22 protein-coding genes and 1 pseudogene are annotated in these 25726 nt (G+C 65.8%); 7 read left to right on the top strand and 16 right to left on the bottom strand.

Going from position 1 to position 25726, the window contains the following annotated elements; all coding sequences use genetic code 11:
• The first annotated feature begins 233 nt into the window (after positions 1–233).
• The 4 genes from ACZ9CK_RS15905 to ACZ9CK_RS15890 all read left to right on the top strand — a co-directional run bounded on the left by ACZ9CK_RS15905 (position 234) and on the right by ACZ9CK_RS15890 (position 4531).
• Positions 234–1172, top strand: coding sequence for a sugar phosphate isomerase/epimerase family protein (locus ACZ9CK_RS15905; protein ID WP_426300122.1), 939 nt, complete (start codon positions 234–236; stop codon positions 1170–1172).
• An 8-nt stretch (positions 1173–1180) separates the two neighbouring features.
• Positions 1181–2161, top strand: a complete 981-nt coding sequence (locus tag ACZ9CK_RS15900; RefSeq protein WP_476050435.1) for a 3-hydroxyacyl-CoA dehydrogenase family protein — start codon at positions 1181–1183, stop codon at positions 2159–2161.
• Positions 2162–2198: 37 nt separating this feature from the next.
• The gene (locus ACZ9CK_RS15895) at positions 2199–2987 is read left to right on the top strand and encodes an SDR family NAD(P)-dependent oxidoreductase (RefSeq protein ID WP_476050434.1); all 789 of its coding nucleotides are present in this window, start codon (positions 2199–2201) and stop codon (positions 2985–2987) included.
• Positions 2988–3166: 179 nt separating this feature from the next.
• Positions 3167–4531, top strand: coding sequence for an MFS transporter (locus ACZ9CK_RS15890; RefSeq protein WP_426300116.1), 1365 nt, complete (start codon positions 3167–3169; stop codon positions 4529–4531).
• A gap of 63 nt (positions 4532–4594) precedes the next feature.
• Here the strand turns inward: ACZ9CK_RS15890 and ACZ9CK_RS15885 are convergent, their stop codons facing one another.
• From ACZ9CK_RS15885 to ACZ9CK_RS15835, 11 genes and pseudogenes are all read right to left on the bottom strand, one after another.
• Positions 4595–5314 carry a GntR family transcriptional regulator gene (locus ACZ9CK_RS15885; RefSeq protein ID WP_426300114.1) on the bottom strand — a complete coding sequence of 240 codons (720 nt, stop codon included), beginning with the start codon at positions 5312–5314 and terminating at the stop codon, positions 4595–4597.
• Positions 5307–6230, bottom strand: coding sequence for a triose-phosphate isomerase family protein (locus ACZ9CK_RS15880; protein ID WP_476050433.1), 924 nt, complete (start codon positions 6228–6230; stop codon positions 5307–5309). The genes ACZ9CK_RS15885 and ACZ9CK_RS15880 overlap by 8 nt, the downstream gene beginning before the upstream one ends.
• A pseudogene (locus tag ACZ9CK_RS15875) lies at positions 6152–6611 on the bottom strand (ribose-5-phosphate isomerase). The gene ACZ9CK_RS15880 and the pseudogene ACZ9CK_RS15875 overlap by 79 nt, the downstream one beginning before the upstream one ends.
• A gap of 26 nt (positions 6612–6637) precedes the next feature.
• On the bottom strand, positions 6638–8386 hold the full coding sequence (locus ACZ9CK_RS15870; protein ID WP_476050432.1) for a dihydroxyacetone kinase family protein: 1749 nt from the start codon (positions 8384–8386) through the stop codon (positions 6638–6640).
• A 114-nt stretch (positions 8387–8500) separates the two neighbouring features.
• Positions 8501–10162, bottom strand: a complete 1662-nt coding sequence (locus ACZ9CK_RS15865; protein ID WP_476050431.1) for an AMP-binding protein — start codon at positions 10160–10162, stop codon at positions 8501–8503.
• Positions 10163–10198: 36 nt separating this feature from the next.
• Positions 10199–11083: an acyl-CoA thioesterase gene (locus tag ACZ9CK_RS15860; protein WP_476050430.1), complete on the bottom strand. Its 885-nt coding sequence runs from the start codon at positions 11081–11083 to the stop codon at positions 10199–10201.
• 4 nt (positions 11084–11087) lie between these two features.
• On the bottom strand, positions 11088–11570 hold the full coding sequence (locus ACZ9CK_RS15855) for a cupin domain-containing protein (protein ID WP_426300102.1): 483 nt from the start codon (positions 11568–11570) through the stop codon (positions 11088–11090).
• 4 nt (positions 11571–11574) lie between these two features.
• Positions 11575–12492 carry a fumarylacetoacetate hydrolase family protein gene (locus ACZ9CK_RS15850; RefSeq protein ID WP_476050429.1) on the bottom strand — a complete coding sequence of 306 codons (918 nt, stop codon included), beginning with the start codon at positions 12490–12492 and terminating at the stop codon, positions 11575–11577.
• 111 nt (positions 12493–12603) lie between these two features.
• A complete protein-coding gene (locus ACZ9CK_RS15845) occupies positions 12604–15000 on the bottom strand; it encodes a bifunctional salicylyl-CoA 5-hydroxylase/oxidoreductase (protein ID WP_426300098.1) in 2397 nt (798 codons plus the stop codon).
• Between the two features lie 13 nt (positions 15001–15013).
• Positions 15014–16666, bottom strand: a complete 1653-nt coding sequence (locus tag ACZ9CK_RS15840; protein ID WP_476050428.1) for an AMP-binding protein — start codon at positions 16664–16666, stop codon at positions 15014–15016.
• A gap of 81 nt (positions 16667–16747) precedes the next feature.
• Positions 16748–17236, bottom strand: a complete 489-nt coding sequence (locus ACZ9CK_RS15835) for a cupin domain-containing protein (RefSeq protein WP_426300094.1) — start codon at positions 17234–17236, stop codon at positions 16748–16750.
• A 225-nt stretch (positions 17237–17461) separates the two neighbouring features.
• On the opposite strand from ACZ9CK_RS15835, the gene ACZ9CK_RS15830 reads away from it, so the two are divergent.
• A complete protein-coding gene (locus ACZ9CK_RS15830) occupies positions 17462–17860 on the top strand; it encodes a RidA family protein (protein ID WP_426300092.1) in 399 nt (132 codons plus the stop codon).
• Positions 17861–17991: 131 nt separating this feature from the next.
• Here the strand turns inward: ACZ9CK_RS15830 and ACZ9CK_RS15825 are convergent, their stop codons facing one another.
• Entirely contained in the window at positions 17992–18420 is a 429-nt protein-coding gene (locus ACZ9CK_RS15825) for an acyl-CoA thioesterase (RefSeq protein ID WP_476050917.1), read from the bottom strand.
• A gap of 266 nt (positions 18421–18686) precedes the next feature.
• Between ACZ9CK_RS15825 and ACZ9CK_RS15820 the strand changes: the two genes are divergently transcribed.
• Together ACZ9CK_RS15820 and ACZ9CK_RS15815 are read left to right on the top strand one after the other, a co-directional pair.
• Complete coding sequence (locus ACZ9CK_RS15820) at positions 18687–18827, top strand: hypothetical protein (RefSeq protein ID WP_426300088.1); 141 nt, start codon at positions 18687–18689, stop codon at positions 18825–18827.
• 103 nt (positions 18828–18930) lie between these two features.
• On the top strand, positions 18931–19794 hold the full coding sequence (locus tag ACZ9CK_RS15815) for a PaaX family transcriptional regulator (RefSeq protein WP_426300086.1): 864 nt from the start codon (positions 18931–18933) through the stop codon (positions 19792–19794).
• Between the two features lie 71 nt (positions 19795–19865).
• Here the strand turns inward: ACZ9CK_RS15815 and ACZ9CK_RS15810 are convergent, their stop codons facing one another.
• The 4 genes from ACZ9CK_RS15810 to ACZ9CK_RS15795 are packed head-to-tail and all read right to left on the bottom strand — an operon-like array spanning position 19866 to position 25686.
• The gene (locus ACZ9CK_RS15810) at positions 19866–21542 is read right to left on the bottom strand and encodes a thiamine pyrophosphate-binding protein (RefSeq protein WP_476050427.1); all 1677 of its coding nucleotides are present in this window, start codon (positions 21540–21542) and stop codon (positions 19866–19868) included.
• Complete coding sequence (locus ACZ9CK_RS15805) at positions 21539–22315, bottom strand: cyclase family protein (RefSeq protein WP_426300082.1); 777 nt, start codon at positions 22313–22315, stop codon at positions 21539–21541. Before ACZ9CK_RS15805 ends, ACZ9CK_RS15810 begins: the two co-directional genes overlap by 4 nt.
• A 27-nt stretch (positions 22316–22342) precedes the next feature.
• The gene (locus ACZ9CK_RS15800) at positions 22343–23920 is read right to left on the bottom strand and encodes a phytoene desaturase family protein (RefSeq protein WP_476050426.1); all 1578 of its coding nucleotides are present in this window, start codon (positions 23918–23920) and stop codon (positions 22343–22345) included.
• 17 nt (positions 23921–23937) lie between these two features.
• Positions 23938–25686, bottom strand: a complete 1749-nt coding sequence (locus ACZ9CK_RS15795) for a flavin reductase (RefSeq protein ID WP_426300078.1) — start codon at positions 25684–25686, stop codon at positions 23938–23940.
• Positions 25687–25726 lie beyond the last annotated feature (40 nt).

Genomic DNA, 25726 nt, shown 5'->3' with positions numbered 1-25726 from the left:
TCTTAACCGGCGCCAGCGGTGCCCCCGCAAACCTGGCCTTCGGCGGCCCCCGCAACCGCCCCCCGCAACCGCCCCCCGCAACCGCCCCCCGCAACCGCCCCCGCGACCGGCCCTTGGAAGCCGCGCCCCAAAACAGCACCGAAAAGTCACGGTTGACGCAATCTCTATTTCCTATAGGATCTTTTATGGGCTGCATCACATAGCCCACCGATCCACAAGCGCAACGGAGCACTATGCCAATCGAGCAGCCCCCTTACACCGCCGAGACTTGGCCCATCGCCACGTGCCTGCACGGGTTCCGCGCTGTCGGCCGCGACGGTACCGCCATGCACGACGCCCCCGCCGAGGTTTGGGACGACATGTTCGCCCAGGTCGCCGACGTCGGCTTCACCCTCGCGGAGCTTGCCGACAGCCACGTCCGTCCCGCCGACCTGGAACCATCCAGGCGCGACGAATTCCTTGCCGTCGCGCAGTCCCATGGCGTCGGAATCCCCTCAGTGCACCTGCAGCGGCAGAGCGTGATCATGCCGGGACAGGAGGAACGCAACCTCGAATACGCGCACCGCACCATCGACGCCGCCGCCGAGTGGGGTATGGAGGTCTTCTCCACCGGACTGCACCAGCCCTTCAGCGAGGCGCAGCGCGAGGCGCTGTGGTTCTGGACGGCCGAAGGACCCAAAGACCCGGACAGCCGCGAGATGTGGGACACCGCCGTCCGCCGCATCCGCGAACTCGGCAAGCACGCCGCCGAACTCGGACTCATCATGTCCCTGGAAATGTATGAAGACACGTACCTTGGCACGGCCGACAGCGCAGTGCGCTTCATCGAAGACGTGGGGCTTGAGAATGTCGGCCTCAACCCGGACGTCGCCAACCTCATCCGCCTGCATCGCCCGGTGGAAGACTGGCGCGAGCTGTACGACAAGACCCTCCCGTACGCCAACTACTGGCACGTGAAGAACTACACCCGGGACGAGCGTGCGGACGGGAGCTGGGCCACCTCCGTGCCTTCGACCATGGAGGCCGGCCTGATCAACTACCGCCAGGTCTTCCGTGACGCAGTGGCTGCCGGATTCAACGGCATCATCCTCGCCGAACACTACGGCGGAGACAGCCTCGGCGTCTGCGCCACCAACCAGAAATACATCCGCACACTGCTCCCCAAAGCCTAGGAGGCACCATGAGTGAGCCAACCATCGCCGTCGTCGGTTCGGGATACATGGGCGGAGGCATCGCGCAGGTGCTCGCCCTGTCCGGCGCGACCGTCCGGATCGCAGACATCTCCGAGGAGGTGGCGCGAAAGAACTACGAGCGCCTTCTCGAGGAAGCCCGTCAGTTCGTTGCCGACGGGCTTTTCCCCGACGACGCCGTCGAGCGCCTTGAGCGCCACCTCTCGCCCGCCGCTTCTATCGAGGAAGCCGTGACGGACGCCGATTTCATCGAGGAGGCCGTGCCGGAGAAGCTGGAGATCAAGCACGAGACACTGCGCCGGATCAGCGCCGCAGCCCGCCCGGATGCCATCATCGGATCGAACACCTCGACCATCCTCATCGCATCCCTGGCCGAGGCCGTCGAACGCCCGGAACGCTTTCTCGGCGTCCATTTCTCCAACCCTGCGCCCTTCATCCCCGGGGTCGAGCTGATCCCGCACCCTGGCACGGACGAATCAGTGCTGCCGTTCGTGGAGCGCATTGTGGCCGCCACCGGCAAGGAGAGCGCCAGGGTCAAGGACGCAACCGGATTCGTGCTGAACCGTCTGCAGTACGCCCTCTTCCACGAAGCCACCCAGATCGTTGAAGAAGGCATCGCAACCCCGGAAGACATCGACACGATCGTCCGTACGACGTTCGGCTTCCGGCTGCCCTTCTTCGGTCCGTTCGCCATCGCTGACATGGCGGGACTGGACGTCTACTCCTTCTGCTACGCGTCGCTGCAGACCCGCTGGCCGGAACGTTTCGCCACTCCCGAATCCCTCCGCGGCCTTGTCGACGCCGGGAAGTTCGGCACCAAGACCGGTGCCGGCTACCTGGACGTTCCGGCGGAGCGGACCCCGGAGCTGCTCGCTTACCGGAACCGGGCCTATGCGGCCATGAAGCAGTTGCTCGATGATCTCGGTCCCGCCCCGATCCACCCAGCCCCCGTCTCTTCTGACCTGAACTGAACTGAACTGACCTGAACGAACCTGAACGAAGGACCCCATGGACGATTTCGCACCAAGCCCCGCTTTCCCCGCCGAGCGCAGCGTCATCCTGACCGGCGCCGCTTCACCGCGCGGCATCGGCCGCTACGCCGCGCACTACCTCGCCGAGCGCGGCTGGAATGTCGGCGTCCTGGACCTGGACGCCGACGCCGCCAAGGCAGTTGCCGCCGACATCGCCGCGAAGCACGGGGTCACCGCCGCCGGCGCCGGCGCGAACGTTGCCGACGAAGCACAGGTCCGGGCTGCGTTCGACGAACTCGAGGCCGCCCTGCCGCAGCTTGTAGCCGTCGTGAACCTGGCCGGTGTCTCCTCGCCGGTGCCCTACCTCGAGGTCACCCCGGAAGAATGGACCCGGGTCATCGACATCAACCTCCACGGCGTCCACCACTCCACCAAACGCGCGGTCGAGACCATGGTGCGCAACAGGGTCGGCCGCGTGGTGAACCTTTCCTCCGTCTCCGCCCAGCGCGGCGGCGGCACCTTCAGCAAGACCGCCTACTCGGCAGCCAAAGCCGGCGTCCTCGGCCTGACCCGCAGCCTGGCGCGCGAACTCGGCCACCAGGGCGTCACCGTCAATGCTGTCTCGCCGGGTCCGATCGACACCGACATCATGGGCGGCACCCTCACGGATGAGCGCAAGGAGAAGATGGCGGCCGACGGCGTGCTGCCGCGCATCGGCACCCCGCGGGACATCGCCGCAGCCATCCACTACCTCATCGGCGAGGACGCCGGATTCGTGACGGGCCAAACCCTGAACGTTGACGGCGGCCTCTACATGCACGGATGAGCGCCCGCCGCTGGTCGGCGGGGAGGATCGTCTTCCTCCTTGTCGGCCTGGCCCTGGTTGTCTTCGGCGTCGCCCAGATCGCCCCGGCCATTTTCCAGTAGCCCTTTTCCGGTAGCCCGTTTCCACTGATCCTTCGCACACCCACACCCATCCACGCATCCACTCAAAGGAGAGCGGACATGTCCTCACCCACGCAGGTCATCGACGTGCTCAGCACGAGTCCCGTGCTCAAGACAGCCATCAAGAAGGCCGCGAAGCATCTCATGCCGATGCTCATCATCCTGTACTTCGTCGCCTTCCTCGACCGCACCAACGTCGGCTTCGCGGAAGCCGCGCTCAAGGTCGACCGAGGTGTCTCGGACGGCGCCTTCGCCCTCGGCGCCGGCATCTTCTTCATCGGTTACGCCCTCTTTGAAATTCCCTCGAACCTGCTCCTGAAAAGGTTCGGCGCCAAGTTCTGGCTGGCCCGCATCGCTGTCACCTGGGGCATCACTGCGGCTGCCTTCGCGTTCGTCACCGACGAGAGAATGTTCATCATCCTGCGCTTCCTGCTCGGCGTGACGGAAGCCGGCCTCTTCCCGGGTGTCATCATGTACCTCGCAGCCTGGTTCCCGAACAAGGTGCGCGTGCAGATGTTCGCCCTGTTCTACCTGGCCCAGCCGTTCTCGCAGATGCTTGGCGCCCCGCTCTCCGGCGGACTCATCGCACTCGGCGGCGCGACCGCCTGGCACGGCTGGCAGGTGATGTTCTTCGTCGAAGGCATGCTCGCCGTCGTCGCCGGTGTTGCCGCACTGTACTTCCTCATCAACTCGCCGCAGGACGCGAAGTTCCTCAACGCCGAGGAGAAGGAGGCCCTTGAAACCGTCATGGCCACTGAGGACGCCGTACGCACCGAGGACGGCCCCAACGGCATCTGGGCCGCGATGGCCAACTGGAAGGTCTGGTACTTCACGGTCATCTACTTCTGCCTCCAGATAGCCGTGTACGGCACCACCTTCTACCTCCCCCAGCAGGTCGCCTCGCTGCTGGGGAAGAAGGTCGGCTGGGAGGTCGGTGTGGTCTCCGCGATCCCGTGGCTGGTGGGGCTGTTCGTCTGCTACTTCGCCGGCCGTGCCGCCAATACCGTGCTGCGCCGCCGCAACTGGGGCACCCTCTGCTACCTGATGACCGGCGTCTTCATCCTCGGCTCCGCGTGGGCCGGCGCCAACGGCCAGCCGATCCTCGGCATCGCCTGCATCACCTTCGCCGTGGCGAGCTTCCTCACGGTCGGCCCGATCACCTGGGCCTACCCCACGGCGTTCCTCACCGGTTCCGCGGCAGCAGCGGGCATCGGCCTGATCAACTCCCTCGGCAACCTCGGCGGCTTCGTCGCACCGATCATGCGCACCAACATCAACGCATCGGTGCCCACCCCGTCCGGCGCCTGGGGTGTCGTCTCCCTCGGGGTGTTCGCCTTCCTCGCAGCGGCCATGCTGTTCGCCACGAAGTACTTCAAGGGCGCCAAGTCTGACCGGTTGCTAGACAACTCCACGGTCGGCCACTGAAATTACGACGGCGGCCGGTCACCCCCGGGTGGCCGGCCGCTTCGCGTGTGCTTCAGGGGAGGTTCAGCGGGAGGCAACGTCGAGGCGGGCGCGGTAGCGGACCTTCTCGATGTGGTCGCGCATCGCGGCGGAAGCCGCTTCCCCGTCGCCGCGGCGAAGCCCGTCAAGGATGAGTCCATGCTCGATGACGGCGTCAGAGGCGTCGCTGACGCCCGAGCTGACTGTCTGGCGCATGCGGTGCACGCGGATGGAGATCGCCTCCGACATGTCCAGCAGGAACGGGTTCCGGGTGCCTTCGAAAATGAGGTGGTGGAACTGCCAGTCGACGGCGAAGTATTCCCTCAGCAGGTCCACCGGCGCAGGTCCGCCGGCTTCGAAGGCCCCGCGCACCTTTTCGCCGAGCTCGCGCTGCTTCTCCAAGGTGGCATCGAGCTCCGGCACAACGGTGGCGGCGTGGCCGGCGGCCAGTTCGGTCGCCCCGCATTCGAGCACCAGCCGCGCATCGAACAGGGCCTCAAGCTGGCCGCTGTGGATCGGCGGGGCAACCCGGTAGCCTTTGAGGGCCTCACGCGTCACCAGGCCGGTGCGTTCGAGCTGCACGAGGGCTTCACGGACGGGCGTGGGGGAGACCTTGAGGTCGCGTGCGATGACGTCGATCGAAAGCCGGGTACCGGGGGCGATGTCCGAGGTCATGAGCATGTTGAGGATCAGTTCGTAGACGCTGTCGCGCAACCCCTTGCGCTGCGGGGTGCCTCCCGCAAGGGGATATACGGTCTCAGACATCGGTTCCTCCTGCACCGATGCTATCAGCGGCCTTGCTGCCGGTTCCGGCGTCGGACGGCTTGTGACCGGCGATTTCCGTCACCTCGTCGAGGATGGTGGCGACGGCGGCCGGATCGTGGGCGAAACGGCCCAGGAACAGGCCGTCCACGCTATGTCCGATCAGGCTGAGCAGCCCCGGCCCCGCGCTGCCGCCGTAGATGACGGCGGATCCCACATGGGCGGGCAGGCCTCGAATGTGGTCACGCAGGGCCGAGCAGACCGCGGCGATGTGTTCGGGCGCCGCCGGCTCCGGGGCGCCGATCGCCCAGTGCGGTTCGTAGGCGACAACGATCCGGCCTGACAAGCCGGACGCCCCGGCCGAGGCCAGGGCGTCGTCAAGCTGCCGGAGGCATTCTGCCGCGGCTGCCGGCGGGTCGCCGCGTTTCGCTTCGCCGATACAGAGCAGGGGAACGAGCCCCGCGCGCAGGGCTGCCGTGGTTTTGGCCCGGACGACGGCGTCGTCCTCACCGAAGAAGCGGCGCCGCTCGGCATGGCCGATCTCCGCCAGTTCGCAGCCGAGCTCGGCGGCCTGCGGGCCGCTGACTTCCCCCGTGAACGCCCCGGAATCCTCGGCGGCGAGGTCCTGCACCCCGACCATCGCGGCGCCGTCGAACACCTCCAGGGCTCCCGGCACCGAAAGGTAGCCGGGCACCGCGAAGACGGCGGCATCCCCCGCCCGGACGGCCGGATGCGTGCGCGCGATGGCCGCCACGGCGCGGCACCATTCCATGGTCCGGGCGTGGTTGAAGTACATCTTGGTGCTTGCACCGATGAGGAAGCGTGGGAATTCCCGCACCCTCAGGCCCCTTCGTAGCTGCAGATCTCGCGGACCTTGTCGTTGGAGGCGCTGGCGGGGTCGAAGACGTAGCCGAGCCATTCGCGCACGTTCCGCCGGGCCTGCTCGATGCCGACAACCCCGCTGGCCCATGCACAGGATCTGGGCGTCGTTGGAGAGGATGCTCCGTTCCACCGAGAAACTGTCGTGGGCTGTGACCGCGCGGATGCCCTTGACCTTGTTCGCCGCGATCGCGACCCCAAGTCCCGTGCCGCAGATCAGGATGGCCCGGTCGGCGTCGCCGCGGGCCACCATCTCAGCCGCCGCCGTGGCGACCGCCGGGTAGTTGGTGTGCGAGCCGGCATCGACTCCGACATCGGTCACCGCGGCCACAGCCTCGTTGCCTTCGAGGTCGCGCTTGATGATTTCCTTGTAGTCGAATCCGGCGTCGTCCGAGCCGACGACGATGCGCCAGGGGGTCATGTTTCTCCTTGGGTTGGAAGCTGTATTCAGGCCGTGACGGCTGCGGTTTCGAGCACCGCGTGGACGCGCCGGGCGATGAGCGCGAGGGAGACGGCGCCAGGGTCCGGGACGCCGAGCGACTTTTCGCCGTGGGTGCGGGCCCGGCCCATCCCGGGAAGGAGATTTGCGGTCGTCTCGGCGGCCACTGTCGCGGCTTCGGCGGCGGCCAGCCAGGCGTCGGCAAGGTTGTTCCCGGCGGCGGCGCGGGCGGCGAGGGTGTCAGCGAACGGCACGAGCGAATCCACGAGGGTCTTGTCTCCCACGGAGGCCTTCCCGTAGGCCATCACGGCCTCCTTTGCGGCGGTGATGCCTGCCGCAACGCGGGCCGCGGTGGCAGGCTCCGTGTTGCCCAGGTGCCCGGCGACGGTGCGCAGGATCAACCCCCAGATTGCCCCCGACGTTCCTCCGGCCCGGTTGGACCAGGCATCGCCGGACAGGGCCAGCACGGTTTGGGCCCCGGCGCCGCGGGCGGCCAGGCCGGACGCGGCGGCGGAGGCCGCGGCGGTGCCGCGCTGCATGCCGATCCCGTGATCGCCGTCGCCGGCGATCGCGTCGATCCGGCCGAGCTCTTCGGCTGCTTCGTCGATTGCCGTGCGCATCTCCCCAAGGGCCGCCGCGATCCGGGCGGCCGCACGCCGGGAGTCCTCGCTCGATTCCGGAAGGGTGTCCTCCTCAGCCGGCCACGCGCCGTCATCGTCGGCCACGGTCTGGAGGGAACCGGCGTCAACGGCGCCGGTCCGGAAGGCGGGTGTGTCCGCGGGAGCGAGCCAGAGGCGCTCCAGTTCCTCATCGAGCCAGAAGAGGGTGAGCGAAACCCCTGCCATGTCGAAGCTCGTGCAGAATTCGCCCACCTGCGGGTCCACGATCTCCACGCCTGCTTCCTCCAGGAGTTCGGCCACGCGGGAGAAGACCACGAAGAGTTCCTCGCTCTTGACCGAGCCGAGCCCGTTGAGCACCGGAACCACGCGGGCGCCGCGGGCCTGGACCCCCTCGGGGAGCTCCGGGCCGCCAAGGAGGTGCCGGATGAACAGTTCGGCCAGGCCCGCCGCGCTGGGAATGTCCGTCAGTTCGATTCCCGGTTCCCCGTGGATGCCGAGGCCGATGGCCATCCGGCCTTCGGGCACGGTGAACAGCGGGGAACCGGCGCCGGGCAGTGTGCAGCCGGAGAACGCAACGCCCATAGTGCGGGTGCGGGCGTTTGCGGCCCGGGCGACCCGTTCGACGTCGTCGATCCCGTACCCTGCCGCGGCAGCGGCACCGGCGGCCTTGAAGACGGTGAGGTCGCCGGCGATGCCGCGGCGCTTGTGCTGTTCGCCGGGCGGGGCGCTGAAGATGTCGTCGGTGACGACGACGGTACGGCAGTCGATGCCGTCCTTGCGCACGGCCTCCTGCGCGGCGCCGAAGTGCAGCACGTCGCCGGCGTAATTGCCGAAGGTGAGGAGGGTGCCGCGGCCCTGCTCACTGGCGCGGACCACCGATTCGACCTGCTGCGCGGAGGGCGAGGCGAAGAGCTGGCCCATCGCCGCGCCGTGGGCAAGGCCGGGGCCGACGAGGCCGCCGAATGCGGGGTAATGGCCCGAGCCGCCGCCGATGACGACCGCCACCTCCGGATCCACGGAACGCGTGGAGCGGGAGACTCCGCCCGGTACGCGGCGGACCCAGCGTCCGTTGGCCCGGACGAAACCGTCCACCACGTCGTCAGCGAATGAAGCGGGGTCGTTCCAAAGCCGGGTCATCAGGTTTCCTCATCGTCGAGTGCCACGAACATGTTTCCTATAGGATATTGGAAGATGTGTGGGCGCCGTCAAGTGAGGGGTTAAAGAAGAATTGGGTGGCGGAAGCGGCGCGGCTTAGGTGGCGAGTGCTGCTTCGTTGGGGTCGTTGTTAAGGCGGTCGCGGTTAAGGCGGTCGCGCAGTTTGTAGTGCTGTAGCTTGCCGCTGGGGTTGCGGGGGAGTTCATCGACGAAGCGGATCTCGCGCGGGTATTTGTACGGGGCGATCGTTTGCTTGACGAAGTCCTGGATCTCCCTGAGCTTCGCCGCGTCGGCGGGAACGCCGGGGCGCAGGACGATGAAGGCGCAGACCACCGCGCCGCGGGTCTCGTCGGGGATGCCGATGACGGCGTTTTCGATGACGTCAGGGTGCTGGTCGATCACGGCTTCCACCTCGGGGGCGCCGATGTTGTAACCCGAGGAGACGATCATGCTGTCCGAGCGGGCCTGGTAGCTGAAGTAGCCGTCCTCGTCCCTGGTGAAGATGTCGCCCGTGACGTTCCAGCCGTTGACCACGTAGTTCGCCTGGCGCGGGTCGTCGAGGTAGCGGCAGCCGGTGGGGCCGGCCACGGCCAGCCTGCCGGGCTCGTTCGGGCCCAGTTCCTTGCCTTCGTCGTCGAGGATCGTCGCCCGGTAGCCGGGCACGGCCTTGCCTGTGGTGCCCGGCCGGATGTCGTCGCCGGCGGCCGAGATGAAGACGTGCAGCATTTCCGTGGCGCCGATGCCGTTGACCAGGCGCAGGCCGGTGGCTTCCCGGACCGCTTCCCAGGTCTCCCTGGACAGGTGTTCGCCGGCAGAAACCGCCAGGCGCAGTCCCCCGAGGAGGGCGCCCTTGCCTTCCTTGAGGATGGCCCGGTATGCGGTGGGGGCGGTGAACAGGATTGACGCTCCGGATGCCGCCGCGTGCTCGGCCAGCTCCACCGGCGTCGCGCGCTCAGTCAGCAGCGCTGAGGCGCCGAACCGCAGCGGGAAGATGACCAGCCCGCCCAGCCCGAAAGTAAAGGCGATAGGCGGGGAGCCGGCGAAGACGTCATCCTCCGTGGGCTGCAGGATGTGGCGGGCAAAGGTGTCAGCGATAGCGAGGATGTCCCGGTGGAAGTGCATGGTCACCTTGGGCACCCCGGTGGTGCCCGACGTCGGACCGAGCAGCGCGACGTCGTCGGCCGCGGTTTCCACCGCGGTGAACTCACCGCTCTTGGCGGCGCAGCGGGCGGCCAGGTCGCCGGCGTCGTCCGAACCGTAACTGAGGACAATGACGTCGTCACCCGCCGCAGTGGCCAGCTCACCGAGGAAGCGGTGGTCGGAGACCGCGAGGACGGGTTTCGTCAGCCCGATCAGGGTGGCGATTTCCCCGGCCCGCAGCATCGGCATGGTTGTCACGACGACGGCCCCGGCCTTGAGCACGCCCAGCCAGGCCGCGACGAGCCAGGGATTGTTCGGCCCCCGCAGCAGGACCCGGTTGCCCGGAACCACAGCGAAATCCTCGGTGAGCACCTGGGCTGCCTGGTTGGACCGGAGTTGCAGTTCACCGTAGGTCCAGACCTCGCCGTCGGGGGTGCGCAGGGCCGGCCGCCCGGCACCGTGGGCGGCCACCGCGTCGTCGATCAGCACGCAAGCGGCGTTCAGTTTCGCCGGGAACTGGAGCTCCGGCAGGGTGAACTCGAGGGTGGGCCACGTGCCGGCGGGCGGCAGGTGGTCACGGGTGAAGCTGTCCTCGTGGGCCGACGTCGTCATTGCCATGGCCGTTCCTTTCAATAATCCAAGTATCGTCGCGGATCAGGCGCGGATCATTCCCTCCTGGGCAACCGTTGCCAGCAGGCGTCCTTGCCTGTCGAAGAAGCGGCCCATGGCCAGGCCCCGGTTGCTCTGCCCGGAAACGGCCTCCTGGGCGTACAGCACCCAGTCGTCGGCGCGGCCGGCCCGGTGGAACCACATGGAATGGTCCAGGCTCGCGGTGGTGAGGCCCGGGCTGGACCAGTGCAGACCGTTGACCCGGAGCAGGGGCTCCAGGATGGTGTAGTCGCAGACGTACGCCAGCGCCGCACGGTGCAGATCGGCCGTGGCGTGGTCATCGGCCAGCTCGGGCAGCCGGTCGAAGGCCTTCACCCAGATGGCCTGCTGCGGAACGGCTCCGCCCTCCAGCTCCACGTACACCGGGCCGGGGATGTGGCGCATGTCGAAGCTCCGGCCCGAAGACCAGTACCCGGCGGCGGGGCCTTCGATTCCCTGCAGCACGTCCGCGGCGCTCCTGAGCGATTCGGGCTCGACGGCGGCCGGCGCCTCCGGCTGGAAGTCCGGGCCGTCCTCGGGAACCTGGAAGGAACCCATCGCGGTGTAGACGGCCTTGCCGTTCTGGTAGCCGCGGACGCTGCGGGTGGAGTAGCCGCGTCCGTCGCGCAGCCGCTCCACTTCGTAGCGCACGGTCGATCCGATGTCGACCGGGCGCATGAAGTAGCTGTGCATGGAGTGCAGGGAGCGGTCGGTATCCACTGAATGCATCATGGCCGCGGCGGCCTGGGCCACCATGTCGCCGCCGTAGGCCTTGGGCCAGGGGACGTATTGGGTGGTGGCTTCGTAGGCTTCGTCGTGGACGAGGGCCGGGACCGCCGTCAGGGCGATCGCGTTGAGGAAGGTCTGGGAGGTCAGGGTTCCGGTGGCCATGTGCTCAGGCCCTGCGGAAGCCGGCGAGGGTGTCGTCGGCAACGTCGGGGAGGTTGACCACGAGGTTTTCCGGCGTGCGCGCGGTCAGCCAGACAAGCTCTTCGGTCACGGACATATTCGCCTCCACATGGGGCATGAACGGCGGGACGAAGACCCAGTCCCCGGCCTTCATGTCCAGGAACTCGGAGTAGTTTTCGCCGAAGTAGATGCGGCCATGCCCGCGCAGGACGTAGCCGCCGGTTTCCGCTTCGCCGTGGTGGTGCGGCAGGGACCGGTAGCCCGGGACGTTGGAGACCTGGCCGAACCAGATCTTCGTGGCCGGGGTGTGCTGGATGCTGACCCCGGAAACCCGCACGCAGTCGCCGGACTGGGCGGTGTTGGTGTCCTCTTCGCCGGCGCGGGTGACGACGGGGATGACCTTGCCGTCGGGCTGGGCGTAGATGGAGTTGTCGCCTTCAAGGCGGTAATCGGTGATGGTTTCGCTCATGGTTCTATTCCTTGGTGCTTGCGTAGGCGCTGGCCTGTGGAGCTGCGGCGGTGGCCGCGGCGGGATGGATGCGGACGGTGTTCTCCAGCCGCCCGATGCCGTCGATTTCGGTGGTGATCACGTCGCCGTCCTGCAGGAAGCGCGGCGGGACCATGCCCATGCCGACTCCGCCGGGCGTGCCGGTGAGCACAAGGTCGCCCGGACGCAGCACGGTGAACTGCGAGATGTAGGAGAGCAGCCGGGCCGGGCCGAACACCAGGGTGGAGGTATTGCCGCGCTGCACGAGTTCTCCGTTGACGTAGCCGCGGACCTCGAAGTCGCCCTCGGCTTCATCCGTTGTGAGCATCACCGGCCCAACGGGGGTGGTCGCGTCGAAGGCCTTGCCCTGGAACCACTGCAACGTCCGGTTCTGCCAGTCCCGCATGGAGACATCGTTGGCAACCGTGAAACCGGCAATGCCCCGCCGCGCCTCGTCTTCGTCCGCGCGGAACAGTTCCGCGCCCACCACGACAGCGAGCTCGGCTTCCCAGTCGACCCGCTCGCTGCCGTGGACCTGGATGGTGTCCGCCGGTCCGGTAAGGGTGTCCGCGTACTTAGCGAACAGGGTGGGGTAGGCGGGCAGCTCACGGCCCATCTCCTGGATGTGGTCGCCGTAGTTCAGGCCGCAGCAGACCACCTTTCCTGCTCCGGGCAGCAGTGCCGCCAGCCCGCTCGCGGGCACCGTGACGACGGCGGACTCCGGTGCCGCGGCGTCGGCCGCCATGGCGTCCTGTACCAGCGCCCGCCAGCCGTCGGCGGCAAGAAGGGCTCCGACGTCGGCGGCCGGCAGCGGCAGGTAGCGGTCGCCGCCCAAAGCGAGTGCCGCCGTCGTGCGGTGGCCGCCCGTGCGCGGACTGTCCGTGCGCAAGGTGGCAAGTCTCATCCGTCTGTCCTTTGCTTCCCCGCGGTCTTCCGCGGATTTTGATATGTCGAATATTTTACGATCGTCACACAATCGTAAGATAGCACGATGGGAATGGTCTGCACAGGCCTGCTACCAGCTGGAAGCCGGGATGGGTTCCCTGGCCTCGGTGACCGGTGTCCAGCGCAGATGGGTGGTGGTGTCGGACTCCGCTTCCCTCAGCAGGGACAGGCGCGGGCGGACAGCATCGGTGCGGGAGCTCGGTGGCTTGCGGCGACCGGCACGGAACTGCGGAATCCACTGTGCGCCGGGGCCCTGGTATTCCTGCTCGGCTGCGGCGTGCAGGGTCCACTGGGGGTCGTAGAGGTGCGTGCGGCCCAGGGCGATCAGATCGGCGCGCCCGGCGAGCAGGATGGAGTTGACGTCGTCGTAGCTGGAGATGGCGCCGACAGCGATCACGGCCACGCCTGCGGGAGCGGCAACTTCCTGGCGGATGCGGTCTGCGAACGGCGTCTGGTAGCTGCGGCCGAAGGCGGGCTTCTCCTCCTTGGCTACCTGGCCGGTGGAAACGTCCAGGCCGGCTGCACCGTGGGCAACGAAGGCCCGGGCAATCTCGACCGAATCGTCGGAAGTGTTGCCGCCCTCGATCCAGTCGGTCGCGGAGATGCGTACCGTCACCGGCTTGCTGGCAGGCCAAACCGCCCGAACGGCGTCGAACACTTCCAGCGGGAACCGCAGCCGGTTTTCCAAGCTGCCGCCGTATTCGTCGCTCCGGCGGTTGGAAACGGGCGAGAGGAAGGAGGAGAGCAGGTAGCCGTGGGCGGCGTGGATTTCGAGCAGGTCGAAGCCTGCCTGCTCGGCGCGGCGGGCGGCGGCGACGAACTCGTCCTTGATGGCGTCCATGCCGGCGCGGTCCAGTTCGGCAGGGGTCTGGTTGTCCGGGCCATAGGGGAGTGCGGACGGACCAACGGTGGCCCAGTTGCCGGACTCGAGGGGCTCGTCGATGCCTTCCCACATGAGCTTGGTGGAACCCTTGCGGCCGGAGTGGCCCAGCTGGGCGCCGATCTTGGCGGTGGAGTTGCCGTGGATGAAGTCCACGATTTCCTTCCAGCTGTCACGCTGGCCGTCGGTGTAGAGGCCGGTGCAGCCGGGGGTGATGCGGCCGCTTTCGGAGACGCACACCATTTCGGTCATGACCAGGCCGGCGCCGCCGAGGGCCTTGGAGCCGAGGTGGACTTTGTGGAAGTCGCCAGGGATGCCGTCAACGGCGGAGTACATGTCCATGGGCGAGACGATGATGCGGTTCTTCAGCTCCAAGCCGCCGATGTTGTAGGGCTGGAACATAGCCGGAGCTACCTCAGCGAGGCCCTGGGACTCGGCGAAGGCGCGGTCCACGGCGTCGGCGAATTCGGGGTCGCGGAGGCGCAGGTTTTCCTGGGTGATCCGGCGGCTACGGGTGAGCAGGTTGAACGCGAACTGGGTGGGGTCCTGGTCCTTGTAGTGGCCGATGCGTTCGAACCATTCCAGGGACGCCTGGGCGGCGCGCTGCGTGGAGGCGACCACGGGCCGGCGCTCGGCCTCGTAGGCAGCCAGCGCGGCTTCAACGTCCGCATGCTCGTGCAGGCAAGCGGCCAGGGCCAGGGAGTCCTCCATGGCGAGCTTGGTGCCCGAGCCGATGGAGAAGTGGGCTGTGTGGGCGGCGTCGCCGAGCAGGACGACGTTGCCGTGGCGCCAGCTCTGGTTGCGAACGGTGTTGAAGTTCAGCCACTTGGAGTTGTTGGACAGGACCTCGTAGCCGTCCAGTTCCTCCGCGAAGATGGAGCGGACCTTGGCAATCGCCTTCTCGTCGGAAACGCCGGGAGGGAAAACATCGTTGACGGTTTCGTCGAAGCCCGCGGCGTGCCAGACGTCCTCATGCATCTCCACGATGAAGGTGGAGCCTTCGTCCGAGTAGGGGTAGCCGTGGATCTGCATCACGCCCCATTCGGTTTCCTTGACGAAGAACTTGAAGGCTTCGAACACCTGGTCGGTGCCCAGCCACATGTACTTGTTGGTGCGCGGGTCCAGGTCCGGTCCGAAGGAGTCGGCGTACTTGGCGCGGATCTGCGAATTCACGCCGTCCGCGGCGAGGACGAGGTCGTAGCCCGCTTCGAGTTCCTCGATGGGCGGTGCCATGGTGCTGAACCGCACGTCGACATTCAGTTCGAGGCAGCGGCGCTGGAGCAGTTCCAGCAGTTCCTTGCGGCTCATCGCGGCGAAGCCCTGGCCGCCGACGGTGATCATTTCGCCGCGGAAGTGGATGTCGATGTCGGACCAGCGCGCGAAGCGGCGGCTCATGTACTCCGCGACGACGGGATCGGCGTTGCCGATGCCGCCCAGGGTTTCATCCGAGAACACGACGCCGAAGCCGAAGGTGTCGGTGGCGGCGTTGCGCTCCCACAGGGTGATCTCGTGGGACGGGTCGAGCTGCTTCATCAGTGCCGCGAAGTACAGGCCGCCCGGGCCGCCTCCGACAATTGCGATCTTCATGTAAGGATCCCTTCTAGGCTTGGGGCGCTGCCGCGTGGGCCAGCTGGTCGTTGGTGTTTTCGAGGCTTTGCCGCAGTTTGTAGTGCTGCAGCTTGCCGCTGGGGTTGCGGGGGAGTTCATCGACGAAGCGGATCTCGCGCGGGTACTTGTACGGGGCAATGGTCTGTTTGACGAAGTCCTGGATTTCCTTCCGCTTCGCCGCACCGCCCTCGACGCCTTCCCGCAGGACGATGAAAGCGCAGACCACGCTGCCACGCTCGGGATCGGGCCTGCCCACGACCGCGTTCTCGATGACGTCGGGGTGCTGGTTGATCGCGGACTCCACTTCAGGGGCGCCGATGTTGTAACCGGAAGAGACGATCATGTCGTCGGAGCGCGACTGGTAGGTGAAGTAGCCGTCCTCGTCCCGGACGAACGTATCGCCGGTGATGTTCCACCCTTGGGAGACGTACTTGCTTTGGCGGTCGTCATCCATGTAACGGCAGCCGGTGGGGCCGACGACGGCGAGCCGTCCGGCTTGGTTGGCACCCAGTTCGGAGCCGGCGTCGTCCAAAATAGTGGCGCGGAACCCCGGGACGACTTTCCCGGTTGCGCCCGGCCGGCTGTCTTCGCTGACGGCGGAGATGAAGACGTGGAGCATTTCGGTTGCTCCGATTCCGTTCACGAGCCGTACGCCGGTCGCGTCATAGACCGCTTGCCAAGTTTCCTTCGGCAGGTGCTCTCCGGCCGAGACGGCGATTCTCAAACGGCTGAGAAGATCGCCGCGCTCCGCCTTGAGGATGGCGCGGTAGGCCGTGGGAGCCGTGAAGAGGATTGACGCTCCGGATGCCGCCGCGTGCTCGGCCAGCTCCACCGGCGTCGCGCGCTCAGTCAGCAGCGCTGAGGCGCCGAACCGCAGCGGGAAGATGACCAGCCCGCCCAACCCGAAAGTAAAGGCGATAGGCGGGGAGCCGGCGAAGACGTCATCCTCCGTGGGCTGCAGGATGTGGCGGGCAAAGGTGTCAGCGATAGCGAGGATGTCCCGGTGGAAGTGCATGGTCACCTTGGGCACCCCGGTGGTGCCCGACGTCGGACCGAGCAGCGCGACGTCGTCGGCCGCGGTTTCCACCGCGGTGAACTCACCGCTCTTGGCGGCGCAGCGGGCGGCCAGGTCGCCGGCGTCGTCCGAACCGTAACTGAGGACAATGACGTCGTCACCCGCCGCAGTGGCCAGCTCACCGAGGAAGCGGTGGTCGGAGACCGCGAGGACGGGTTTCGTCAGCCCGATCAGGGTGGCGATTTCCCCGGCCCGCAGCATCGGCATGGTTGTCACGACGACGGCCCCGGCCTTGAGCACGCCCAGCCAGGCCGCGACGAGCCAGGGATTGTTCGGCCCCCGCAGCAGGACCCGGTTGCCCGGAACCACAGCGAAATCCTCGGTGAGCACCTGGGCTGCCTGGTTGGACCGGAGTTGCAGTTCACCGTAAGTCCAGACCTCGCCGTCGGGGGTGCGCAGGGCCGGCCGCTCGGCACCGTGGGCGGCCACCGCGTCGTCGATCAGCACGCAAGCTGCGTTCAGTTGTTCGGGATATTGGAGTTCGGGGAGGGCGAACTCGAGGGCCGGCCAGCTCGCGGCCGGTGGCAGGTGGTCCCGCGTAAACGTGTCTACATGGGCCGATGTGCTCATGGCACCTCCTTCTTTGGTTCTTGCTTGTGAAGTCATCGCCGCAGCTGATTGCATGCTGGCCAGGGTTGGGGCGTCCATGAGCTATGCCCGCCGGTAGCCTGCGAGGGTTCCGTCTGGAACGTCAGTGAGGTTGACGACGATGTTCTCCGGTGTGCGGGCGGTCAACCAGACGAGTTCTTCGGTGACGGACATGTTTGCCTCGACGTGGGGCATGAATGGCGGCACGAAGACCCAGTCTCCGGCTTCCATGTCCTTGTACTCGGAGTAGTTTTCGCCGTAGTAGATGCGACCACGGCCACGAAGGACGTAGCCGCCGGTCTCGGCTTCCCCGTGGTGGTGCGGCAGTGAGCGATAGCCGGGAACATTTGAAACCTGGCCGAACCAGATCTTCGTGGCGGGAGTGTGCTGGATGGACACGCCGGACACTCGGATGCAGTCGCCTGACTGGGCTGTGTTGGCATCTTCCTGCCCGGCCCGGGTAACAACAGGGACGACCTTGCCGTCTGCGCCGGCATAGATCGAGTTGTCCCCATTCGTGCGGTACGTGGTGGGTGCGGTCAAGTCGGTCATGGTCATTACTCCTTGATGGTTGCGGAGCGACGGGATTGCGCGGATCGTCTGCTGCGTCCGGCTTGCAGGAACCGGCTCGAAGGAACCGAGCCGGGATTCCCTTCCCAAACTTTGGATATGTCGACTTTTTTACGGTCGTCACATATCCTCAAGGTAGCACGGTGGAAACGGCCCAACAAGAGTCTTTTCCACGGCGATCGGATACCGCTTTCAAGGAGGACCATCATGACCAAGAAGACCGTCAACCCCTCTTCGCTGCCCAAACCGTCTGGTTACGCACACGGCATCCTTGCCGGGAATGTGGTGTACCTGGGCGGCCAGACCGCGCTCGACGCGGACATGCAGATCGTGCCGGGTGGCATTGTGAATCAATTCCGACAGGCCTTTTCGAACGTCCTGGTCACCCTGGCGGAAGCAGGAGGCCGGCCGGAAGACCTGGTGAGCGTCACCATCTACCTGACGGACGTAGATGACTACATGGCGAACGGCAAGGAGATCGGGCGGATCTGGCGTGAAATGGCCGGCTCGGAGTATCCCGCAATGGCTGGAATCGGAATCAGCCGCTTGTGGCAGAAGGAAGCCATGATCGAGATCCAGGGCATCGCTGTTATTCAAGAGCGCTGAGCGTCACGAGGAGCAGGGGTCTCCCGTCGCCTGCGCTGCACGTCGCCTGCGCTGCACGTCGCCTGCGCTGCACGCCGGAAGCACGCCCCGGGAGCTGTACGCCTTGAACGGTGGGCAGGGGCGCTAAGGGCTCAGGATTCGCTTGTGCTGGACGGATTGCCGTTTCCGGAGGGGGTCGGGGTCTTTGTGGCTGGCAAAGGCCTCACCGCGTCCAGGACCACGGGAGGCCAAGGCTGGGCTTTTGCTGACCCCAGCGGCACATGGACCACCGTTACGGTCCCGTAAGCGGCAAGGCCGCCGGGCTGCCCGTCGTGGGCATGCCCCTGGACTTCAAAGGCATATGTCATCGAGGTCCTGCCCAGCTTGGAAACGCCAACGGTGGCGGTGATCCGCTGCCCAAACCAGAGCTTGGCCTTGAAATGAATCTCCTGGTGGATGCGCGGCACGACGGGGAAGTAGTTGTGGAGGCCGAGGCTGCGCAGGAACAGTTCGGCCTCGGCGGCCTCAACCCAACGCATTATCGCTGAATTGTGCTGGTGGCCGGACGCGTCCGTGTCCACCCATTCCACAGTGCGCTCGATGCTGGCCTGGGGATGCGTTCCAGTTAGACGGACCACAGCAGGCCTCCTCTCTTGGGATGGAACTACAGGTCTTGGGATGGAACTGCAGGGTATGGCGGGCCTGTGACGCTCATGGCAAGAAGATCATAAACCTTCTTGCGTACTATTTACGAGCGTCACAAGAGCGCAATATACTGGAGTCCTGCCACATGTATGTCGGACACATCCCGTGACCCGATCCATGGGCTCGATACGAGGAGACAAAGATGTCCGCTTCATACTCGGATGAAAGCAAGGAAGACACACAGGAGCTGTCGATGCGCGCCTTGCTCGAGGAAGAATTCAAGTCAGTGTTCGGTGGTACCAAACCTGTCGCCGTACCGTGGGCAGGCCTGATCTACGTCTGAGGATCGCTCCGCCCGGACAATGCCGCGGATGCCGCAAGCGGTCCGCGATGTAGCCTAGGACTGTCATGGAATCCCGAAAAACCACAGTCTGAGGTAGCGCTGAATGGCCACAGCCGATGTCGTCCCCGACGTTGCCCCGATGCCCCGCCATCAACACCTGATTGTCACTGTCTATGGCCTGTACGCCCGCAACCAGGACGGCACCTTTGCCGTCTCGGACCTAATACAGCTGCTCGGCGACTTGGGAGTTGAATCCGCAGGCGTGCGTTCCTCGGTGTCGCGGCTGAAAAAACGTGGCGTTCTGGTCAGTTTGAAACGCGATGGTTTGGCTGCCTATAAGCTCTCGCCGGACCTCGAGGATATCTTCACGGCCGGTGACGAACGGATCTTCGCTCCGCGCCGGGCCAAGAAGGGTGATGCCTGGCTCCTGGCGTCCTTCTCGGTACCCGAGTCCCAACGGCACCTCAGGCACAAACTGCGCACGATTCTGACCCGCGCCGGCTGCGGCCAGGTCTCACCCGGGCTATGGATCGCTCCCGGAAACCTGGCACGCGAGGTGGAACAGCAGTTTGAACGCGCCGGACTCATGGACTACGTGGACCTGTTCAAGGCAACCCACCTCACTGAAAGCCACATCCGTGAAAAGGTCGGCCAATGGTGGGATCTGCCTTCGCTGGAGGCGTTGTACCGGGACTTCGTGGAACGGCACCAACCCGTCTTGCAGCGATGGGAACAGCTCGAAGCCGACGCTCCGGAATCCACTGACCTCCTGAGGCAGGCCTTCGCGGACTACGTTCCAATGGTTACCCAATGGCGGAGGCTCCCCTACATGGATCCCGGCCTTCCCGAGGAATACCTCCCCGCAAACTGGCATGGCCTGGCCGCGCAAGAACTCTTCGCAAGGATGCATGCGCTCCTTGGCCCCAAGGCGCGGCGCTACGCAATGTCCGTCGTGGGGTCAAACTAAAGCTTGAAGCAGAAGGGTCCGGGGCTCGCTTGCGCGGGTCCCGGACCCTTCCGTATCCCCAATCGGCCGTGTCAGTGACCTTGGAAGGCCTCTGCCAGCCACCACGCGCCGCCGTCGGAAGCGATCTTTGCATCGATTACCAGGGGCCGCTCTTGGGATCCGTCACGCAGGACCGAAACCCATTCCCTTACCGGCCGCAGGTCCTCAAGCGTCCGGACAGTAACCCCCTCAGCACCGTACCCGCGGGCAATCGCCGCGAAGTCAGTCTCGGGGAATGACACGCTTGCCAGGTCCTCCGGGCCGTGGTTTTCGGCGAAATGGTGGACTTCCGCGCCATATGCGGCGTCGTTGTAAACGATGCAGACGAGCGGCAGTTTGAGCCGGACGGCGGTCTCCAGTTCGCTGATGCCCATGAGGAACCCGCCGTCGCCGGCGCCGAGGACCGGCAGCCTGCCAGGCTGCGCAATGGCTGCGCCGATTGCGGTGTACAGTCCCAGGCCAATGGCCTGGAAAGCCTGCGTGAAACAGAATCCGAACTCATCCGGGACCGCCAGGTATTGGCTGGGGTAGCCCATGAAGTTTCCGGAATCGACAGCGACGATTCTGTTGGCGGGGAGGATTGAATCGAGTTCCCGGCTGAGCACGCGCGGGTCGATCGATGTCGCAGTGGACAGGTCCGGCGTTTCCACGTCCCGCCACCGTGCGCCCTGCTTGATGTCGAGGGCGATCTGCTCCGTGCGGTACTTTGCCGCCGGGGCCGGCTGGACTGTGCGCAAGGCCTCCAAGGCATCGTCAGCGGTGAGGGCGGAGTCGCCCAGCACGCCGAGGGAGATTGGCCTGTTGGCACCCAACGAGGCGACCTCGACGTCGACCTGGACCACGGTTGTGCCGGGAGAAATCAGCCTGCCGTGGCGCATGGTCCACATGTTCAGCGTGCATCCCCAGCCGACAATGAGATCGGCATCCGTGATGAGTTCCGCGGTCAGCGGCGAGGAAAACCCTCCCGATATTCCGAGATTGTGCGAGTCGCCGTTAAACAGTCCGTTGGCCACCGCCGAGGTTGCAACGAGCGCTCCGGCATGCCGGGCCAGGGCCAGGATGCTTTCGCGGGCGCCCCTTCCTCCTCGTCCTGCGACGAACACCGGGCGCTGGGCCTTGGAAATTAGGGCAGCAAGCTTCTCCACGGATACTGAATCAGGGCGGATCCGAGCAGGTTCCTGCACCTCGACAGTGTGGACCAGGTCCGGAGCTGTTGCGCCCTGCACGTCCAAGGGCAGGCTGAGGACCACGGTCCGGCGCTCGTTGACCGCAGTACGGAATGCCCTGACGGTATCGGCGATCGCAGTTTCCGCTGAGTGGATCCGTTCGGGAACCGCTCCAACGCTTCGGACGAGGGCATCCTGGTCGATTTTGAAGTTGGAGCGGACGGCTGCGCCCTGCGTGTCGGCGGTCAGGACGATGAGCGGGGTACGGCTCTTGGCCGCTTCGCCGATTCCTGTGATGGCATTGCTCAGTCCGCAGCCCTGATGCGTAGTCGCCACACCAACCCTGCCCGACATCCTTGAATAGGCATCCGCCATGGTCGCCGCGCCGCCTTCGTGCCGGGCGGCGGTGTAGGGAATGCCTTCCTTGATGAGGGCGTTGGTGACGTCGAAGTTTCCACTGCCAACAACTCCGAAGACGTGGCCGACTCCAAGCCTGGCCAGCGTCCTGCCGACGATGCCAGCTACTTGTACTTCCTTGCTCATGCCCCCTCCACAAAGGCGAAGACGCGGGCGGGGCTACCGGTGCCACCAACAATCGGCAAGGGCGCGACCAGGATTGTCGCTCCCGTGGCGGGAAGCCGCTCAATGTTGCGGAGCGAGGTGAGCCCGTACTTGTCCGCACCGAGAAGAAACGAGTGCACCGGAAACATCGGGTCCATGGTGGCGGCCTGACCGGCGTCGATTCCTACGGTTTCGACCCCGAACCCGCTGATCCTGTCGTTGTCAGCAATCCACTTCGCGCCAGCAACCGAGACCCCAGGGGTGTGCGGTCCGTTCTCGTCAGCATTGACGAATTCGGAAGCGTTGCCGCCCCGGGCGGACCATCCGGTTCTGAAGATCACCCAGCAGTTCTCGGGCAGTTGCCCGTGATCCCTTTGCCACTCTTCGAAGTGTTCAGGCTCCAGCAGGAAGTCGGGGTCCTGGGCGGCCTCGGCACTCTTGTCGAGGACGACAATCGGGCCAACCAGGCGCCAGGGCTCGATCTCGTCCACGGACTTTCCGTCCCGCCCTGTAATCCAATGAACGGGAGCATCAAGATGCGTGCCGGCGTGTTCACCCACGGTGACGTCGTTCCAGGCCCAGGCAGGTCCGGCGTCGTCGAAATTGCTCACTGGTGTCAGTGAGAGGCCAACGGTGTTGGCGAGGGGTTGGGGCAGGTTCAGGATCGGCGTATCACCGCTGAGGGGCGTGGTGAGGTCGATGACCTGCACGGAGCCATCTGATAGGGCTGCAACCAGCCCTTGTAGAACAGACATAGTTCTCCTGTCGGGTTTGATGTGGGTTCAGTTCAGCTTTTGGGCCACCAGATGGCCAGATCCGCCGGACAGGCCGGGTCCGGGGTGGGTTGACGCCCCAATGTGCCACAGCCCCTTGACCGGGGTTCTGTGGTTGGCGGCCTCGGGGAACGGGCGCCAAAGGAGGTTCTGGAAGAGTTCCGCGGACCCGCCGTAGGGATCGCCCCTGACGGCATTAGGGTTCTCGGCCGCGAGGTCGGTCGGTGCGAGGATGTCCCAGGCCAGAACCGAGCCCCGCATGCCGGGGGCGAACTGGTCAATCCGGGCCAGTACACGTTCCATGAACTGTTCCTTGAGCTCCTGGGTCCAGCCGCCGTCAACATAGAACTGGCCGGCGGCATCCCCCAGCGGATCAAAGGGTACTTCCTGCAACTGCAGCCAGAGGGTCGCCTGCCCGGCAGGCGCCCGTGAGGGATCGAGGACGCACTGCTGACCGACGACGACGGTGGGCTCCGCGGGCAGCAGCCCGGCCTCGGCCTGGGCGCACGCGATGCCGGTACTGTTCGAGCCGTTGCTCAGGTGCACCAGGGGAACCGCATCCAAGCGCGGATCCAGCCATGCAACGGGCTTGTCCAGCGCAAGGTGGATCTGCATCGCACCCCGACCATTCTGGTAGCGCGCCGCTGCTTCGGCCGATCCGGCCGGCGGCTCTCGCAGCAACCTCGAATAGAGGGCCTGTGGAGATACATTGGCCAGAACAGTCCGTGCCCGCACAACGCCGCGGGAAGTCTGCACGCCCGACACCCCCTTGGCGTCCACGAGTATCTCCTGGGCCTCGGTGTCCAACAGAATCCGAACACCTTTGTCCCGCAAAAGGGATTCAAATGCCCGTACGAAGTTGGACGCGCCGCCCTTCACCACAGGAAGCCCGTGAGTATGCATGCTCAAGGCCATGACCGGCAGCATGACACCTCCCGTTGACTGGTCGGGGCCAAGACCTGCATGAAGCAGCCACGGCGACCAGAGTTGATCGGTCTCCCAGCCGTCGAAGCGGCTCCGGAGGTAGTTGCGGCCGCTCATGACGGCGTCACGCGCGAAGGCTTCGAGGCCCTTGAATGTTCCGCGCCTGATGGCGCCGAAGGCGATGCGCAGGACCTCCTTCAAGGACCGCAGCTCGGCCCCGAAGGCTCCGAAGATAGTGCCGGCGTTCGTGCCGAGATCGTCCAGCATTGCCAGATACGCGGCCTCATCGCCCGGGGTCTGCAGGGCGGAGGCCGTGAGCGCGGGATCGCGATGGGCAATGGCGACCCGCGGCGTTCCGGTCAGTGGGTCGGCAGCCACGCTGGCTGTCACGGCACCCTCGGTATTGCAGTACTCCAGGCCACGGTCATGAAGTTCCCGCCCCAATACTTCGTAGGCCCCTCCCGAAACGAACAGGGGGTGCCACGAGGAAAAGGTGTCGTGGACAAACCCGGGGAGGGTCCGTTCCGCAGAGTCGATGAAGCCGCCGAGCCTGTCCTTGTGTTCGATGAGGCAGACGCTCTTTCCTGCGAGCGCCAACTCCGCGGCAGCCACCAAGGAGTTGATCCCTGAACCAATAATCGCAATCTCAGTGGAAGCGTCCATCGGGGTGCTCCTCTCCGTCAGAAGTCCGGGTGGCTGGCGGTGGCGTGGTACTTGCCACTGTGGAACACCAGGGGCGCGCCCCCAGGGTTGTCGTACTTCTCCACCTCGCCGACGTAAATGACGTGGTCGCCGGCGTCATGGCGGGACACGGTCCTGCACTGGAACGTGGCCACCGCACCCTCCAGCAGCGGAATTCCGGCAATGCCCTCCGAAGTTTCCGCTCCGGCGAACTTGTCGATTGATGGTGTGGCGAATTGCCGTGACAACACGTGTTGGTCGCTGGCGAGGATGTTGATGGCGAAATGGGTGGATTCCTCGAAGTCCACAAGGCTGGGCGTCTTCTTGCTGGGGCACCAGAGGACCAGGGGAGGTTCCATCGAAACGGAGGTGAAGGAGTTGGCCGTCATGCCGACCTTCCGGCCGTCAGCGCCGAGGGTGGTAACCACGGTAACGCCGGTGGCGAATTGTCCCAGTGCACTCCTGAAGTCCCTCAGGTCGAAGACCGCCGAATCCTCTTCCTTCTGGGCCTGTACAAACTCGGCAGCTGCGGCGGAATCGAACCACCAGGGGTAGAAGGTACGGGGATCATCGAAGCCCTCGGCGATGCTGCAGGCGAGTGCGGGATGGGCCGCAGCCTCGGCCAGCACCAGTCGCTGGTGGTCCCTCCGCTGCTTGAGCATGTCGTTGGTCCAGGCCACGGCCCACTGCCCCCACCCGCGCCAGAACTCGTCGAAGGTCCGTTCCATCCAGTCCCTGTCAAACGGCTGCTGGCCCCTGCGAACGATGGAGTCGAGGTAATACCGGGCAGCCAGGGTGGCATTGTTTGATCCCTGGCCGGTGAGTGGGTCGTTGAGGAGGACGGCGTCTCCCAGCCCGAACACCGGCTTTCCGTTCCCGAGTTCGCCAACCGCGGAGCGAACCGTTGGAGTGATCCGGCCCAGGAGGGTTGCGCCGTCATCCGTGAGCCGTGCTTCTGAAAAGTTTTTCGACTCGTGGGGGAAGAACTCGTCCAGGATCTCCAGTGAGCGCCTTAGCTGTTCCTCGGGCGTGCCCACGTCTGCCCACCGGTCCATCGGGCCGCCAACAACACCTTCGAAGACCATCATCTGGCACGGTCCGGACACCGACAGCCCAGGAAAGGTAAAGAACTCGCCGACGCCGGGCACCACCGACATGCGGATACTGTCACCGCGCTGCTCGGGCTGCCCGGCAGTGGCCGAACCGATCGTGACGTAGTTGAGCGCGAGGACCCTTTGTGGCCGGTCGAAGGGAGACTTCGACTTGTCCTTGGGGAAAATCTGGCCGATTTCCCCCTTGCCGGTGCTGACGATAACGAGCTCATAGTCGCGTGTGAGCTCCTCGAGCATCCGCGGGGTGACCTTCTCTATCCGGAAGTCACCGCCGGCGGCCACGAAAGCCTCGATCCAGGCAGCACTCTTGATCCGCTGGTCGATTGAGCGGGCCGTACCCTGAAGGGGAGCTTCCCATTCGATCGGATCGTCGCTTGGACCCCCGGCAACATGCAACGTCAATGCATTGATCCCGGGGACGGTCCCATCCTCGTAAAGGCCCGTCAGCGCCGGGCTCAGCTGCGCTTCCGCAGCGAGGGCGGTCGAAAACATACATTGGCTGGACATGACCTTGCCCGTGCGGATTTGGGCTGCCGAGCGGTCGGAGAGCAGGGTGATCGCGTAGCCCTCACGCTGCAGGCCCAAGGCCAGCTGTGCACCGGATTCACCGGCTCCGATTATTGCGATCTTTCGCATCTTGGGATTCCTTTGTGGCGGGATGGGAACGATGGGGATG

It is taken from the genome of Arthrobacter sp. TE26545, assembly GCF_056279005.1.
Note: the sequence above shows the minus strand (reverse complement) of the source record. Positions and strands in the feature narration are given on the sequence as shown.

What these genes read in the sequence shown, in the direction of transcription:
- ACZ9CK_RS15795 (WP_426300078.1), bottom strand. Translation starts at nt 25,686, where the DNA reads ATGCGAAAGATCGCAATAATCGGAGCCGGTGAATCCGGTGCACAGCTG.
- ACZ9CK_RS15810 (WP_476050427.1), bottom strand. Translation starts at nt 21,542, where the DNA reads ATGAGCAAGGAAGTACAAGTAGCTGGCATCGTCGGCAGGACGCTGGCC.
- ACZ9CK_RS15895 (WP_476050434.1), top strand. Translation starts at nt 2,199, where the DNA reads ATGGACGATTTCGCACCAAGCCCCGCTTTCCCCGCCGAGCGCAGCGTC.
- ACZ9CK_RS15880 (WP_476050433.1), bottom strand. Translation starts at nt 6,230, where the DNA reads ATGGCTCGGCTACGTCTTCGACCCCGCCAGCGCCTCCAACGACAAGGT.
- ACZ9CK_RS15800 (WP_476050426.1), bottom strand. Translation starts at nt 23,920, where the DNA reads ATGGACGCTTCCACTGAGATTGCGATTATTGGTTCAGGGATCAACTCC.
- ACZ9CK_RS15905 (WP_426300122.1), top strand. Translation starts at nt 234, where the DNA reads ATGCCAATCGAGCAGCCCCCTTACACCGCCGAGACTTGGCCCATCGCC.
- ACZ9CK_RS15815 (WP_426300086.1), top strand. Translation starts at nt 18,931, where the DNA reads ATGGCCACAGCCGATGTCGTCCCCGACGTTGCCCCGATGCCCCGCCAT.
- ACZ9CK_RS15850 (WP_476050429.1), bottom strand. Translation starts at nt 12,492, where the DNA reads ATGAGACTTGCCACCTTGCGCACGGACAGTCCGCGCACGGGCGGCCAC.
- ACZ9CK_RS15885 (WP_426300114.1), bottom strand. Translation starts at nt 5,314, where the DNA reads ATGTCTGAGACCGTATATCCCCTTGCGGGAGGCACCCCGCAGCGCAAG.
- ACZ9CK_RS15820 (WP_426300088.1), top strand. Translation starts at nt 18,687, where the DNA reads ATGTCCGCTTCATACTCGGATGAAAGCAAGGAAGACACACAGGAGCTG.
- ACZ9CK_RS15855 (WP_426300102.1), bottom strand. Translation starts at nt 11,570, where the DNA reads ATGAGCGAAACCATCACCGATTACCGCCTTGAAGGCGACAACTCCATC.
- ACZ9CK_RS15845 (WP_426300098.1), bottom strand. Translation starts at nt 15,000, where the DNA reads ATGAAGATCGCAATTGTCGGAGGCGGCCCGGGCGGCCTGTACTTCGCG.
- ACZ9CK_RS15830 (WP_426300092.1), top strand. Translation starts at nt 17,462, where the DNA reads ATGACCAAGAAGACCGTCAACCCCTCTTCGCTGCCCAAACCGTCTGGT.
- ACZ9CK_RS15900 (WP_476050435.1), top strand. Translation starts at nt 1,181, where the DNA reads ATGAGTGAGCCAACCATCGCCGTCGTCGGTTCGGGATACATGGGCGGA.
- ACZ9CK_RS15835 (WP_426300094.1), bottom strand. Translation starts at nt 17,236, where the DNA reads ATGACCGACTTGACCGCACCCACCACGTACCGCACGAATGGGGACAAC.
- ACZ9CK_RS15805 (WP_426300082.1), bottom strand. Translation starts at nt 22,315, where the DNA reads ATGTCTGTTCTACAAGGGCTGGTTGCAGCCCTATCAGATGGCTCCGTG.
- ACZ9CK_RS15870 (WP_476050432.1), bottom strand. Translation starts at nt 8,386, where the DNA reads ATGACCCGGCTTTGGAACGACCCCGCTTCATTCGCTGACGACGTGGTG.
- ACZ9CK_RS15865 (WP_476050431.1), bottom strand. Translation starts at nt 10,162, where the DNA reads ATGGCAATGACGACGTCGGCCCACGAGGACAGCTTCACCCGTGACCAC.
- ACZ9CK_RS15840 (WP_476050428.1), bottom strand. Translation starts at nt 16,666, where the DNA reads ATGAGCACATCGGCCCATGTAGACACGTTTACGCGGGACCACCTGCCA.
- ACZ9CK_RS15860 (WP_476050430.1), bottom strand. Translation starts at nt 11,083, where the DNA reads ATGGCCACCGGAACCCTGACCTCCCAGACCTTCCTCAACGCGATCGCC.
- ACZ9CK_RS15890 (WP_426300116.1), top strand. Translation starts at nt 3,167, where the DNA reads ATGTCCTCACCCACGCAGGTCATCGACGTGCTCAGCACGAGTCCCGTG.